Raw genomic sequence first — 13,790 nt, 5'->3', positions numbered from 1 at the left:
GCTAAGCGTAAAAACTTATACAGTTTTAGGTTGTAGAATATATCTAATTCATTTATGATAATACAAAATGGGCAAAGGAGCATGAATGAGCACATGAAGGACCGTATAGAGCTTATATATGACGAAGCATACGATTTTATAGATCAGGCATTAGCTAAAATAAGAGCGCTGGATAAAAATGATCTTCAAGCTGAAAATGAAGAAGTGCAGGAAAAGGCAGAACGGACAGAGTTTGCACTTCAAGCTGCACGAGATATTTTAGAAAATATGATTATCCCGGGTAAAAAATTGACTTTTATTTACGAAAAAGGTTCTGTGGTAGTAGAAATTCCCGATAAAAAATAAAAACGACTTCCTTTTATGAAAGTCGTTTTTATTTTGGCAATGCAAAGTGCTCATCAATGGATGCATCACTTTTTCGATACTGTCCGGGTGTCATATTGGTTGTTTTGCGAAATACTTTTGTTAAATAATTGGCATTTGCATAGCCGACGTTTTCAGCAATTTCTTCGATTGAATACTTGGTTTGATGCAATAGCTCGGCCGCTTTTTGAATGCGAAGCTTCGTTAAATATTGAATCGGCGTAATTCCAGTTGTTTGTTTGAATAACCGGCTAAAATGATAGCGAGATAAATGAGCTGCATCTGCCATTTCATCCGGACCGATTTCTTCATGATAATGATTACGGGCAAATAAAATAGAGCTAATGATACTTTCAGGCCAATCTTCTGTAAAACTGTCCATGCTTTTAATATATTGGTACAGCTCCATTACAAAGCGGTAAGATAAGCTTGAGGCATGAAATGGATCTGCTATATGTTTTTCACTTGCCCGCTTATATATTTGAGCAAGCAGCTGAACAGGTGCTGATTCAGGATGAAACCTAATTACAGGGGAGTGGGTTGACTGAATATAATCCCAGCATTTTTGTACTTCATCTCCGTATAATGTAAGAAAAATAAACTCCCAGTTTTCACTTTCCTTTGGTAAGTAATAGCGATAATTTCCAGGTATATTGACGATGAATGCTTTACCAGCATCCACTTTATATTCTTGTCCATCTATTTCAATCATCCCGTACCCAGAAACCGTGTATTGAAAAATATATTTCCCTACGTCTTTTCGCTGATTTCCGCTCCAGTTATAAAGGGGAGAGAAAACTTCATCCCACCCAACCGACCATAGCTGCGCAACTTCGTTTGTGCGGGATTCTAAAAACCTGTATGCGTACGTTGAATATTCTTGAGCTTGGAAATGTGAGAGCAAATTTTCACCTTCTTTTTGAAATAAAGTAGTACTTAATTCTTACTTTAACGTAATCGCTTTCATTTTTCTATAATTTTTTGAAAATATCGTGATTATTTTTAGAGAATGTCTCTAAATCTATTATTTTCTTATCATTTGCAAGTCAAGGCTCACATAAAGATAACACCTTTTTGGCGTAAGAGTAGTTCATCGTCAATTCAAAAGAATCATTTTTAAGGTGATAAGCAAAAAAGTACCGATTATCGATAGTAATTTTACCATTGAGGCAAGGAAAATTGGACTTTACAATGTACATATGAATCCGTTTCCAAAAAACTACTTAAAATAGGTGATAATAAATGCTGGGAAAATTAATCGAAGAGTTCAAACAAATATTTCATTCGTCAGAAGCTATTCGCTGCTTTTTTGCGCCAGGGCGTGTCAATTTAATTGGAGAACATACTGATTATAATGGAGGGCATGTTTTTCCTTGTTCATTGAGTATAGGAACGTATGCGGTAGTACAAAAACGTCATGATCGAAAAATACGTATGTACTCTAAAAACTTCTCTGAAGCAGGCGTTATTGAATCCTCTTTAGAGCAATTAACGTACAAAACCGAAGATGATTGGGCTAATTATCCAAAAGGAGTAATGGACACCTTTAAAAAGCACGGATATGATCTTCCTTTTGGTTTTGATATCTTGTTTTTCGGCAACATTCCTAACGGAGCAGGGCTTTCATCGTCGGCATCAATTGAGTTAGTCACATGCGTACTTTTAAATAAAATTCTTGAATTGAATATTGATATGATGGACCTTGTAAAAATGGCGCAGCAAGCTGAAAATGAATTTATCGGCGTAAGCTGCGGGATTATGGATCAGTTTGCAATTGGAATGGGAAAGGAAAATCAAGCCGTATTGTTAAACTGTCAAACTCTTGAATACCAGTATAGCCCGCTGCAATTAACAGATGCTGTGCTCGTTATTTCTAATACAAATAAGCGAAGAGGGCTGGCAGACTCAAAATATAATGAACGCCGCATGGAGTGTGAAAGAGCGCTGTCAGACTTGCAAACTTCACTTTCCATTAATTCGCTTGGAGATTTAACCAAAGAGCAATTTGAAAAGCACAAATCTTTGATACAAAACGAAGTAGATTGTAAGCGCGCTAAACATGCGGTATATGAAAATGAACGCACAAAAGAAGCGGTTGCTAAATTGCAAAACGGTGATTTAAAAGGGTTTGGCCAATTGATGAATGAATCGCACTGCTCACTGCGAGATGACTATGAAGTAAGTGGGAAAGAACTAGATGCTCTTGTAGAAGCAGCTTGGCTGCAAGAAGGCGTGATTGGATCACGCATGACAGGTGCAGGTTTTGGCGGCTGTACAATTAGCATCGTACAAAAAGCACAGGTTGATAGGTTTGTTGAAAAAGTAAGGAATACCTATTATGAGAAAACGAGTTTAGAAGCTGAATTTTATGTGGTGACGGTTGGAGAAGGAGCGCGTGAACTCACATTAGAAGCAGTATAAGAGAAAACAGATAGAGAAAGGAACGAGTGTATGTCAGTCAACATTCATGAAGAAATCACCCGACTTATTCAATATGGTTTACAAAAGAATCTATTAACAAAATGGGATATAGATGTGGTGAGAAATAAACTGCTGGAAGTGTTAAGGCTCGACGAATGTATTATAGTAGAAGTCAATGAAGAACGTCTGGAACATCCAGCTGCTATTTTAGACAACATGCTTGATTGGGCTGCAGAAAACAATCGAATCGCCGAGAATTCTATCACGTATAGAGATTTATTCGATACCAAAATAATGGGATGCTTTGCAAGCATGCCTTCAGAGGTTAATCGGACATTTTATGACCACTATCAGCAAAGCCCTCAAAAAGCCACAAGCTATTATTATAAGCTGTCAAAAGACATTCACTATATTCGCAGAGATCGAATTGCTAAAAACGAAAGATGGGTAACAAACACTGACTTTGGAGAACTTGAAATTACCATCAACTTATCAAAGCCGGAAAAAGATCCAAAAGCTATTGCAGCAAGCAAATCATTGAAGGAAAGCAACTATCCGCTGTGCCTTCTCTGTAAAGAAAATGCTGGTTATGCAGGTCGCATTAACCACCCAGCTCGTCAAAATCACCGGATTATTCCTGTGGAATTGCAGGAAGAGCTGTGGTACATGCAGTTTTCACCTTATGTTTATTATAATGAACATGCCATTGTTTTTGCGAGTGAACATACACCCATGTATATTTCAAAGCAAACGTTTAAGCGGCTGCTTGCCTTCGTTGAACAATTTCCACATTATTTTTTAGGATCAAATGCAGATCTACCCATCGTAGGAGGATCTATTTTAACTCATGACCACTTTCAAGGCGGCTATCATGATTTTCCTATGGCTAAAGCAAAAATAAATAAATTGTTCTCTCTTAAAGCATATCCAGACGTGAAAGCTGGAATTGTTCATTGGCCGATGTCGGTCGTTCGTCTTCAAAGTTCGCGCCTTGTACCATTAGTGGAAGCAGCGGATTTCATTTTGAAGAAATGGAAATCATATAGTGATCAAAGTGCTGATATTTTAGCTTTTACAGATCAAACTCCTCACAACACGGTCACGCCTATTGCTCGAAAAAGAGGAGATTTGTATGAATTAGATTTAGTACTGCGAAACAATCGAACAAACGCCAAACACCCAGATGGCATTTATCATCCGCATGCAGAAGTTCATCATATCAAAAAAGAGAACATAGGTTTAATTGAAGTAATGGGGCTTGCGGTTTTACCCGGTCGTTTGAAAGACGAAATGAGTCTAGTGGCCAAAGGGTTAGTTCAGAATAACCTGAGCGAATTAGCCAGCAGACATGATCAAGTGAAAAAACACGTGAAGTGGGCCGAACAAATCAAGAAAAAATATCCACATATTGAAGCAGAAAATGTCCAAAGCATTCTCCAACAAGAGCTCGGTTTGGTCTTTGCAACTATTTTAGAACATGCAGGTGTATTTAAACAAACTGCTGAAGGGCAGCTCGCATTCAGTCGTTTTATGAATTCGTTAAATGAAGCGTAAATCATTAATAAAAACAGGCAGCTCGTAATGAGCTGCCTGTTTTTATACAGTTAGGGCATGCTGTTTTAAAAGGGTATACAGAGCCTGTGTTCCTTTATTATCATCGCCTTGTTTTTCGAGCTGTTCATAAAGCGATTTTGCTAATTTTAGCCCTGGTGTATACAGCTCCATTTCTTCAGCTGATTCAATGGCAATCTTCATATCTTTAAGGAAGTGTTTAATATAAAAACCTGGTTCGAAGTCTCCTTTAATCATGCGAGGAGCTAAATTACTTAACGACCAGCTTCCCGCTGCGCCTGTTTCAATACTTTTTAGAACAGTATTCGGATCTAATCCGGCTTTTTCAGCATAAAGTATAGCTTCGCATACACCCATCATATTAGAGGCAATAGCGATTTGATTGCACATTTTTGTATGTTGACCAGCACCAGCGCTTCCTTGAAGAACGATATTTGTCCCCATTTTTTCAAGTATAGGCGTAACGGCAGAGAATGCTTCAGAATCGCCTCCTACCATAATCGCTAATGTTGCTTTCTGAGCCCCAATATCGCCTCCTGAAACAGGAGCGTCAAGCGCATGAATGTGCTTCTCTTTTGCTGCTTGATAAATCTCACGAGCAAGTATAGGGCTCGATGTCGTCATATCAATTGTATAGCAGCCTTTCTTTGCATTATGTATAATGCCGTCTTTGCCTAAATAAATCTCTTTTACATCGTGAGGGTAGCCTACCATGGTGATAATAACATCAGATTGTTCGGCCACTTCTCGAACGGTTTCTTTCCATTTGGCCCCTTTTTCAAGTAATGCTTGAGCACGAGTTTTTGTTCGTGTATAAACAAGGACTTCATATCCTGCGTCAATTAAATGCCCGGCCATGCTTTGACCCATAACGCCTGTTCCGATAAAACCAATTTTTTCTTTAGTCACAGCAGTATTCACTCCTAAAGTTAATAGTTTGATTATTCTAAAATTATATAGTTAAAGTTTGGGATAATCAATGATTCCGACTATATACAAATCAAGAAAAGTACTCTCAGTCCTGTGTCTTGAATACGAGGTAAGGAAAGAAAGTACTGAGAAGAGCCTATGCCAAAAGATAAAAAAAGCGCTGGCTTTACAGCCAACACTTTTTAGTGGTGATTATTTGCTGGTTTATTCGGTACACCCAGTTCTCCAATCAAAATTACAACTAGCGTGAAAACTACTCCAAGGATGGAAGCGGTTGCGAAACTGTAAGTACCGCCCGTCATTGCAGAGATTACGTACACTGCCATATTCATTAGTAAAAAGCCCCAAACAAAAGCCATTACGACACGCATTCTATTCACCTCGTTTACAGTACAGTTTGATTTCATTTTAGCATATAGCAGTCAAATAAGAAATTGAATTTTTTATGAATAAATAAGGGGCGTGTTCCTATATAGAAACAAAAGAGCAATAAGTCAGAAATAGGCATTATTCTAGTGCGCTTTTTGATGGTTCTATCATACACTGTATGGAACAACTAGTAAGTTACGGAGGAAGAGCTATGATACATCGACGCTTTTTTAGCTTAGATACGCAATGGAATGTCGTACATGTCCCTGAACGACCGAATGGTTTCGGTGTGTTAGTATTGGGTGATAAAGATCATTTTGTTGAAAGTTCAACTAGCTTATGGATTCAGCACGGCGGAAGGTCACAGCTGTTGCAATGTTTACAAGATGAAGGATATACAGTATTTTATTCCAATTTATATGGCCGGCATTGGGGGTCTCCTGAAGCATATCACCTTGCAAAACAACTTTATCATTTAGTAATGAAACAAGAAATTTTAAATAAACGAATTCATATTTTAGCTGAAGGAATGGGGGCTCTGTTAGCGCTGCAGCTAATGGAAAATGACGGGAATACGTTCATTCGATCAGCCGGTTTACTAAATCCATGTATTGATCTTCATACGCATGCAGAACATGAAAAAACCAATAAATTCTTTTATAAACAATTCACGAAGGACTTGACTCAAGCTTATAAAGTGGAACGCAAGCAAGTATCAAAGCTAATTAAGGAGTACCCTTCTGTTACAGAATTAAAATCAACGCTGCCCGTGAAGATATGGACCGCGCCTAATGCCTCTACTCACTATCCAATTGCACATAGTAAAAAATATGAACTACATCGTGAAGAACTTCACTCTCCGATTATGCTTTCACTTTATTTGCCGGAAAAAAACTATTTGTTTGAACGGTCCCTTCTCCAATTTTATAAACAGCATGAAAAAGTGTTATAAGCAAAGCTTCTATGATTATACATATCATAGGGGCTTTTTGTATAAGAGATAAAAGGAAAAAAAGAGTTCGTGATGCTTTTACAGATGAACTTCTTTGAAATAAGGAATGAGTACTCTCTATAACTATAGGGCTTTAAGCTTTTTGTTGAATAAATGATGAATGAAGAATTGGAGGAAGCGATATGGGAAATGTAGTAGTAATAGGGGCAAACCGCTTTATTGGTTTTCATTTATGTATGGCTTTTTTAGACGAAGGTACAGAAGTAAAAGGATATATACATTCTGCTCATAAAGAAGAAGATGATTTGCAGGAAGAGATGAAATTTTTCTTAGGGCGAAACGCTAATTATGCATCGACTGAAGTAGGAGAGTCATTAGATATGATTACCTCAGAAACGGATATTGTCTACTTCACGTATTTCGATGGAGGAGATTTTTATCATCCTGATTTTTTAAGACAAGAAATGCAAAAAGCCCAGCAAGTGCTCATTCAAGCACTTAACAAATGCCGTCAATTCAACATTCGATTTGTGTTTGTTTCTACCATGCGCGTATTTGGAGACCAGCAGCGAAAGATTGAAGAAACAACGATTCCAGAACCGGACAGTAGTGAAGGAAGGCTATACGTTCATTTTGAACGAATAATAGAAAAATATAAAGATGATGGATGGCCCATTATAATTGTCAGAACGCCGACTCTTTACGGACCTTGGCAGCCTTTGTCAATGTGCTATTCTAAAAATATTGCCGGGTACGAAGAAGCTTTTAACATTATGGAAGGCACGGATTTTATTATTTATATTGAAGATGCCGTCAGTGCACTTAGACTCTGTAAAACTGCTGCATATTCATATGAAGTGGTTCATTTAGTTGAAGAAAAGTTACAGCCTTGGAGCGCAGGAGCAAACATTACTCATATGGAGGTGAAGGAAGAAGCGGCTCAAGAAAAATATGAAATCAGCAGGAAAGCGAAAGAACTGCTGCATTTTTCTTCAAGAGTAACGGCTAAAGAAGGCATTTATCTGCAAAAAAAACATATGAGAACATTCTTTTTACCTCTTCATTAAAAGGAGAAAGTTGTACTTATAGAATAGATTCGCTAATATAAGGAGGAATAAATGTTTTTTAATAAAGGAGATTTCACTATGGAAGAGCAAAATATGCAATTCATGCAAATTGCAATGAAGTACTTGCCAGAAGCAAAGCAGATCTTAGATGAAACAGGCGTTGAGTTATCAATGGAGCACGTGCAGCCGGTATTGACATTACTAACAAAAGTAATGAGCGACGCCTATGAGCTTGGCAAGCAAGATGCATTAGCTGAAAATGAAAACAACTAAAGAAAACAGCTCGGTAGAATCCGAGCTGTTATTTTTGTTTGGAAAATAAATCGACTAAAGGGGCAAACTGCTTAAGAAGAGGAGCTAGTTCTTCGACGGCGATTACAATTTCATCGATTTGTTTAAATAATCTTTCCCACTCCTCTCGCTCTCTTTCTTCTCTTGATTTTCTGCCCCTAGCTCCAAACATAAAATCAGAAAAAGCTTCATTTCTTTGTCTTCTTGCCATGATACTCATTCCTTTCACTATTTTAATGGTGGGTAAGTTCTTACCTAATGTCCCATACTAGAGTAAGAGGGTCCCGTATGATTACTATATGTAGCATGATAGATACCTGAGTAGGACGAACACCTATATAGACAAAAAATAAAAAATGAAGTAAAATTAGTACCAACTCATAATAATTGATTATATAATCGATAAATGAAATGACGGATATAGGTTTTATAGGAATATAAGCCTTTTATTTAAAGGAGAGGTTGATATGAACGCTGGTGTTCTAGGAATTGGACGTTATGTACCAGAGAAAGTTGTAACAAATTTAGATCTTGAAAAAGTAATGGATACATCAGATGAGTGGATTCGTACGCGCACAGGTATTCAAGAGCGCCGAATTGCAGCCGATAACGAGGACACATCTGATTTAGCTTATAAAGCAGCAGTTGAAGCTTTACATAAAGCTAACGTCGAGGCAGAAGATATTGACATGATCATTGTTGCTACGGTAACGCCAGATCAACCGTTTCCTACAGTATCATGTATGCTGCAAGAAAAATTGGGAGCAAAAAAAGCAGCTTCTTACGATGTGAGTGCCGCATGTGCAGGGTTTATGTACGGCATGATTACAGCTAAGCAATTTATTGAAACCAATGCTTACAAGCATATATTAGTGGTCGGTGTAGAAAAGCTTTCTAAGATTACAGATTGGGACGACCGTAACACGGCTGTTTTATTCGGAGACGGAGCAGGTGCAGTTGTAATGGGACCTGTATCAGAAGGACGAGGTATTTTATCCTTTGAACTAGGGTCCGACGGTACGGGAGGCAAGCACTTGTATCAAAACGAGCTTGATCATATTGTCATGAACGGACGTGAAGTATTTAAGTTTGCTGTTCGACAAATGGGGGAATCTGCTGTTAATGTAATTGAAAAAGCAGGTTTAACAAAAGAGGATGTTGATTTTCTTGTACCTCATCAAGCGAATATTCGTATTATGGAAGCTGCAAGACAGCGATTAGACTTGCCTGAAGAAAAAATGTCTAAAACAATCCAATACTACGGCAATACATCAGCAGCATCGATTCCAATTTCAATTGTTCATGAGCTTGAAGCAGGGAAAATTCAAGATGATGATTTAATTGTAATGGTTGGCTTCGGAGGCGGCTTAACATGGGGAGCTATTGCTATTAGATGGGGAAAATAACACTACATTTTTAAAGCAACTGAAGGAGATGAATGTACGATGAATAAAAAACGTGTAGTTGTAACAGGACTTGGTGGGCTTACACCAATTGGAAATGATGTAGAAACAGCTTGGAAAAACGCAGTAGCAGGCGTGTCTGGCGTTGGTCCTTTAACAAGACTAGATGCAGATGAATTCCCGGCTAAAGTAGCGGCTGAAGTAAAAGATTTTAACGTGGAAGATTTTATTGACCGCAAAGAGGCTCGTAAGATGGATCGCTTTACTCAATATGCAATGGTAGCTGCATTGGCGGCTGTTAAAGATGCGGATTTGACTATTACAGAAGAAATTGCTCCAAACGTTGGCGTTTGGATTGGTTCTGGAATTGGCGGTATGGAAACGTTTGAAAACCAATATTCAACGTTATTAGAAAAAGGTGCCCGCCGTGTAAGTCCATTCTTCATTCCGATGATGATTCCTGATATGGCAACAGGACAAGTTTCTATTGCTTTAGGGGCGAAAGGCGTGAACTCTTGTACGGTAACGGCATGTGCAACAGGTACAAACTCTATTGGTGATGCGTTTAAAGTAATTCAACGCGGAGATGCAGACGTGATGGTGACGGGCGGTACGGAAGCGCCAATCACGCGTTTATCTATTGCTGGTTTCTGTGCGAATAAAGCACTTTCTACAAATCCAGATCCTGCAACAGCATCTCGTCCGTTTGATAAAGACCGCGACGGCTTCGTTATGGGAGAAGGTGCGGGTGTTATTGTGCTTGAAGAGCTTGAACATGCACTAGCGCGCGGCGCACGTATTTATGCTGAAATTGTGGGCTATGGTTCGACAGGAGATGCTCACCATATCACAGCGCCAGCTCCAGGAGGAGAAGGCGGGGTTCGTGCAATGCGTCATGCGATTGAAGATGCAGGCCTACAGCCAAGTGATATTGATTACATCAATGCTCACGGTACAAGTACAGGATACAATGATAAATTTGAAACAATGGCTATTAAAGAAGTATTTGGTGACCACGCTCAAAAAGTAGCAATTAGTTCAACAAAGTCAATGACTGGCCACTTGTTAGGAGCTGCTGGTGGAGTAGAAGCTATTTTTAGTGTGAAAGCAATCCAAGACGGTATTCTTCCTCCAACAATTAACTATCAAACACCTGATGAAGAGTGCGATTTAGACTACATTCCAAACAAAGCGCGTAAGCAGGAAGTAAAAGCGGTGCTAAGCAACTCACTTGGATTTGGCGGTCACAATGCAACAATCATCTTTAAAAAATACGAAGCATAATGAAAAATTCTAGGCTGATGCCTAGAATTTTTTTATTTTTAATAACCAAAAGAGTAGCAGTGAACATATCATGAAACAAAAGGATGAAGAAAGTGAGGGGAAAACATGCCGATTGTTTCAACTTCTACTTGGACGGAGCCGAAAGAAATAAGCCGTTATCTTGCGCGCTATTTTAAGAAATTAAAAGAAAAAGAATATATGGAATTACTTTTTAACTATGGAATGTGTCCGCCTTCTTTAATGTTTATAAAAGAACTAGAAGAAATGAAGAAAAGACAGGTTTGGAAGAAAGTTAAAGCACATTACGAGAAGCTTAAAAAAGCATGGAATGGGCCCGATGTAGCGGTGTTAGTGCTTCCAAGCAATCCTAGAAATCGAAAAATGCAGCGTGAATTTAACGGAAGAGCAGGTGTCGCTTTTACCGATAAATTATTTGTGTTTATGACAAGTCATACATCCGATGAAGAAATGTTAGCGGTACTTACCCATGAATACCATCACGTTTGCAGGCTAAAAGCCATTAATAAATCTGATGAAACGATTACTTTGTTAGACGCTATGATGATGGAAGGGTTAGCTGAAAGAGCTGTAGAGGAGTATTGTGGTGAAAAATATTTAGCTCCTTGGACAAATTATTATACCATTGAAGAAGCTAAAAAAATGTGGGAAAAGCATGTTAAACCTTATTACAATCTGCACGCTGACGAAAAGAAATATGATCAACTGTTATTCGGTCAAAATTGGTATCCAGAAATGATGGGCTACAATATTGGTTATCATCTTGTTACTTCATGTATGAAGCCTCACACTTTAACTACTACCCAGCTGCTTCCTCTTAGCACCAATACTATCTTAAAAAAATCTGCGTTCCAACTGTAAAAAAACAAGTTCTATATACCTGAAGTTAAAAATAGTAAATTTTATCCTATTTTCAACAAAAAATTAGGAGGTTTATGCGTTAAAGTGCCGAAGAGATATTCAGAAATCATTATTTTAAAAATAAAAAATATAATTAATTTTCAAAATATATTGATTTTGTAATAAAATTGTAATAATATCTTATTCAAATATAACAATTTTTAGAAAAATGAGGTGTGCACTATAAATGGATAAAAAGCCCGTCGAATCAACACCTTTACTAGAAGTGAAAAATTTACAAACTGCTTTTTCCATTAATGATTCCTGGCATAATGCTGTGGACGACGTGTCGTTTCAAGTCGGACGAAAGCGAATTGTAGGAGTTGTAGGAGAATCTGGCTGTGGAAAAAGCGTATTGTCTTTATCCGTTATTGGGCTATTACCTAAAGTGAATAGTCAAATTAGAAGCGGAAGCGTTTTATTTAAAGGAAAGAATCTTACGCACTTATCAGAAGATGAGATGAATGATGTGCGGGGGAAAGATATCTCAATGATTTTCCAAGAACCGATGACATCCCTTAATCCTGTGTTAACCATTGGGTATCAGCTGCAGGAAGTATTGTTTAACCATATGAATATATCGAAAGCGGAAGCGCGTGAAAAAAGCATTGCGCTTTTAAAAAGCGTTGGTATTTCGAGATCTGAAAAGCTCGTCGATGAATATCCGCATCAGCTGTCAGGAGGAATGAGGCAGCGTGTCATGATTGCCATGGCGGTAGCTTGTCAGCCTAAACTTTTAATTGCTGATGAGCCGACAACAGCCCTAGATGTTACGGTTCAAGCTCAAATTTTAGAATTGCTAAAAGAGATTCAAGAAAGCAATGATATGTCTATTATTATGATTACACATGATTTAGGAGTAGTTGCTGAGATGTGTGATGAAGTGATTGTCATGTATGGAGGAAAAATTGTTGAGCATACAGATGTTGATACGTTATTTTATGCCCCAAAACATCCGTACACGAAAGCGCTTCTTCACTCAATTCCACGCATGGAAGATGATGTAGAAGTATTAAATACGATCAAAGGAATTGTGCCTTCTCTTGTAAACATGCCGCGGACAGGCTGTCGTTTCGTTAACCGATGTCCTCATGCAATGGAAGACTGCAGTTCCGTTACGCCTGTTCTTCGCCAGGATTCACAGGGGCATGATGTCGCATGTCTGCTGTATAAAAATAGCTATCCGTCAAAAGGAGTGAAGACAAGCTAATGACTAAAGCGGTGAAAGATGTATTGCTAGAAGTTCAGCATTTAAAAACCTACTATCCTATTCACGGCGGATTTTTTCGAAAGAAAATTGGTGATGTAAAAGCAGTTGACGGTATTTCTTTTGCTATTCGAAAAGGAGAAACGCTCGGTCTAGTAGGAGAATCTGGCTGTGGAAAATCCACGGCAGGAAGAACGATTCTAAGACTGTTGGAACCAACTAGCGGGAAAATTATTTTCGATGGTAAAGATATCACAGAAGTAAAAGGAACTTCTCTCCGTAAAATTAGACAAGATTTTCAAATGGTTTTTCAAGATCCCTATGCTTCCCTCAATCCAATGCAAATGGTTGGAGATGTTATTTCTGAACCAATTCGGAATTTTACAGGAAAATCAACCAATCAATTAAGATCAGAAGTTATGAATCTACTTACAAAAGTAGGGTTACCGGAAGATGCATACTATAAATATCCTCACGAATTTTCCGGTGGACAGCGTCAGCGGATTGGAATTGCACGTGCACTTGCACTTCGTCCAAAACTTATTATTGCTGATGAACCGGTATCGGCACTCGACGTTTCTGTCCAATCACAAGTTTTAAACCTTCTTAAAGAACTTCAACAAGAATTCGACCTAACCTTTTTATTTATTGCCCATGATTTGAGTGTTGTTAAACATATGAGTGACCGTATCGGTGTTATGTACCTAGGCGGTTTAGTGGAAATTGCTGATAAGAAAAGTCTATACGCAGAGCCATTGCACCCTTATACGCAAGCGCTTGTATCGGCTATACCTGAACCAGATCCGCGAAAGAAAAAACAGCGTATTATTTTACAGGGAGATGTCCCAAGTCCAATTGATCCGCCAAAAGGCTGTGCGTTTCATCCTCGCTGTATACATGCCATGGCAGAGTGCAGCCAAACGAAACCTGCCTTAAAGGAGGTGAGACCTGGCCATCAAGTAGCTTGCCATTTATATAACTCGTAAAAGCTACATACGAACAGATTATTAGTT

Annotated in this window: 15 protein-coding genes; 11 read left to right on the top strand and 4 right to left on the bottom strand. The window is 38.4% G+C overall.

The annotated features are described in order from the left end of the window. The first annotated feature begins 93 nt into the window (after window positions 1-93). The gene (locus tag LAV82_RS11520; protein ID WP_029324741.1) at window positions 94-345 is read left to right on the top strand and encodes a hypothetical protein; all 252 of its coding nucleotides are present in this window, start codon (window positions 94-96) and stop codon (window positions 343-345) included. Between the two features lie 28 nt (window positions 346-373). On the opposite strand, the gene LAV82_RS11515 is transcribed toward LAV82_RS11520, so the two are convergent. Further along, entirely contained in the window at window positions 374-1,267 is an 894-nt protein-coding gene (locus tag LAV82_RS11515) for a helix-turn-helix domain-containing protein (protein WP_013081740.1), read from the bottom strand. Between the two features lie 338 nt (window positions 1,268-1,605). Between LAV82_RS11515 and LAV82_RS11510 the strand changes: the two genes are divergently transcribed. Together LAV82_RS11510 and galT are read left to right on the top strand one after the other, a co-directional pair. After that, window positions 1,606-2,784 (top strand): galactokinase, encoded by a 1,179-nt coding sequence (locus tag LAV82_RS11510; protein WP_057239519.1) that lies wholly within the window; start codon window positions 1,606-1,608, stop codon window positions 2,782-2,784. Window positions 2,785-2,814: 30 nt separating this feature from the next. Continuing rightward, a complete protein-coding gene (galT, locus tag LAV82_RS11505) occupies window positions 2,815-4,338 on the top strand; it encodes a UDP-glucose--hexose-1-phosphate uridylyltransferase (RefSeq protein WP_211078287.1) in 1,524 nt (507 codons plus the stop codon). A gap of 42 nt (window positions 4,339-4,380) precedes the next feature. Here the strand turns inward: galT and LAV82_RS11500 are convergent, their stop codons facing one another. Beyond that, on the bottom strand, window positions 4,381-5,265 hold the full coding sequence (locus LAV82_RS11500; protein ID WP_013055399.1) for an NAD(P)-dependent oxidoreductase: 885 nt from the start codon (window positions 5,263-5,265) through the stop codon (window positions 4,381-4,383). A 203-nt stretch (window positions 5,266-5,468) separates the two neighbouring features. After that, entirely contained in the window at window positions 5,469-5,657 is a 189-nt protein-coding gene (locus LAV82_RS11495) for a YjzD family protein (RefSeq protein ID WP_013055400.1), read from the bottom strand. 209 nt (window positions 5,658-5,866) lie between these two features. Between LAV82_RS11495 and LAV82_RS11490 the strand changes: the two genes are divergently transcribed. From LAV82_RS11490 to LAV82_RS11480, 3 genes are all read left to right on the top strand, one after another. Further along, a complete protein-coding gene (locus tag LAV82_RS11490; protein WP_155660582.1) occupies window positions 5,867-6,607 on the top strand; it encodes an alpha/beta hydrolase in 741 nt (246 codons plus the stop codon). Between the two features lie 182 nt (window positions 6,608-6,789). Further along, on the top strand, window positions 6,790-7,674 hold the full coding sequence (locus LAV82_RS11485) for an NAD-dependent epimerase/dehydratase family protein (RefSeq protein ID WP_499716106.1): 885 nt from the start codon (window positions 6,790-6,792) through the stop codon (window positions 7,672-7,674). Window positions 7,675-7,752: 78 nt separating this feature from the next. After that, window positions 7,753-7,947, top strand: coding sequence for a ComZ family protein (locus LAV82_RS11480; protein ID WP_029324748.1), 195 nt, complete (start codon window positions 7,753-7,755; stop codon window positions 7,945-7,947). A 28-nt stretch (window positions 7,948-7,975) separates the two neighbouring features. Here the strand turns inward: LAV82_RS11480 and LAV82_RS11475 are convergent, their stop codons facing one another. Beyond that, a complete protein-coding gene (locus tag LAV82_RS11475) occupies window positions 7,976-8,176 on the bottom strand; it encodes a hypothetical protein (protein ID WP_211078289.1) in 201 nt (66 codons plus the stop codon). Between the two features lie 256 nt (window positions 8,177-8,432). On the opposite strand from LAV82_RS11475, the gene LAV82_RS11470 reads away from it, so the two are divergent. The 5 genes from LAV82_RS11470 (at window position 8,433) to LAV82_RS11450 (ending at window position 13,763) form a co-directional block, all read left to right on the top strand. Continuing rightward, window positions 8,433-9,371, top strand: coding sequence for a beta-ketoacyl-ACP synthase III (locus tag LAV82_RS11470; protein WP_013081747.1), 939 nt, complete (start codon window positions 8,433-8,435; stop codon window positions 9,369-9,371). A gap of 39 nt (window positions 9,372-9,410) precedes the next feature. After that, window positions 9,411-10,652, top strand: coding sequence for a beta-ketoacyl-ACP synthase II (gene fabF, locus LAV82_RS11465; protein ID WP_013055405.1), 1,242 nt, complete (start codon window positions 9,411-9,413; stop codon window positions 10,650-10,652). A gap of 105 nt (window positions 10,653-10,757) precedes the next feature. Next, window positions 10,758-11,531, top strand: a complete 774-nt coding sequence (locus LAV82_RS11460; protein ID WP_211078290.1) for a DUF2268 domain-containing putative Zn-dependent protease — start codon at window positions 10,758-10,760, stop codon at window positions 11,529-11,531. Window positions 11,532-11,757: 226 nt separating this feature from the next. After that, a complete protein-coding gene (locus tag LAV82_RS11455; RefSeq protein ID WP_013055407.1) occupies window positions 11,758-12,780 on the top strand; it encodes an ABC transporter ATP-binding protein in 1,023 nt (340 codons plus the stop codon). Beyond that, complete coding sequence (locus LAV82_RS11450; RefSeq protein ID WP_211078291.1) at window positions 12,780-13,763, top strand: ABC transporter ATP-binding protein; 984 nt, start codon at window positions 12,780-12,782, stop codon at window positions 13,761-13,763. The genes LAV82_RS11455 and LAV82_RS11450 overlap by 1 nt, the downstream gene beginning before the upstream one ends. The last annotated feature ends 27 nt before the right edge of the window (window positions 13,764-13,790 follow it).

The organism is Bacillus sp. ILBB4 (assembly GCF_035064545.1).
Taxonomy (GTDB): domain Bacteria; phylum Bacillota; class Bacilli; order Bacillales; family Bacillaceae_H; genus Priestia.
The sequence above is the reverse complement of the archived record's forward strand: the minus strand, read 5'-3'. Positions and strand labels throughout refer to the sequence as shown.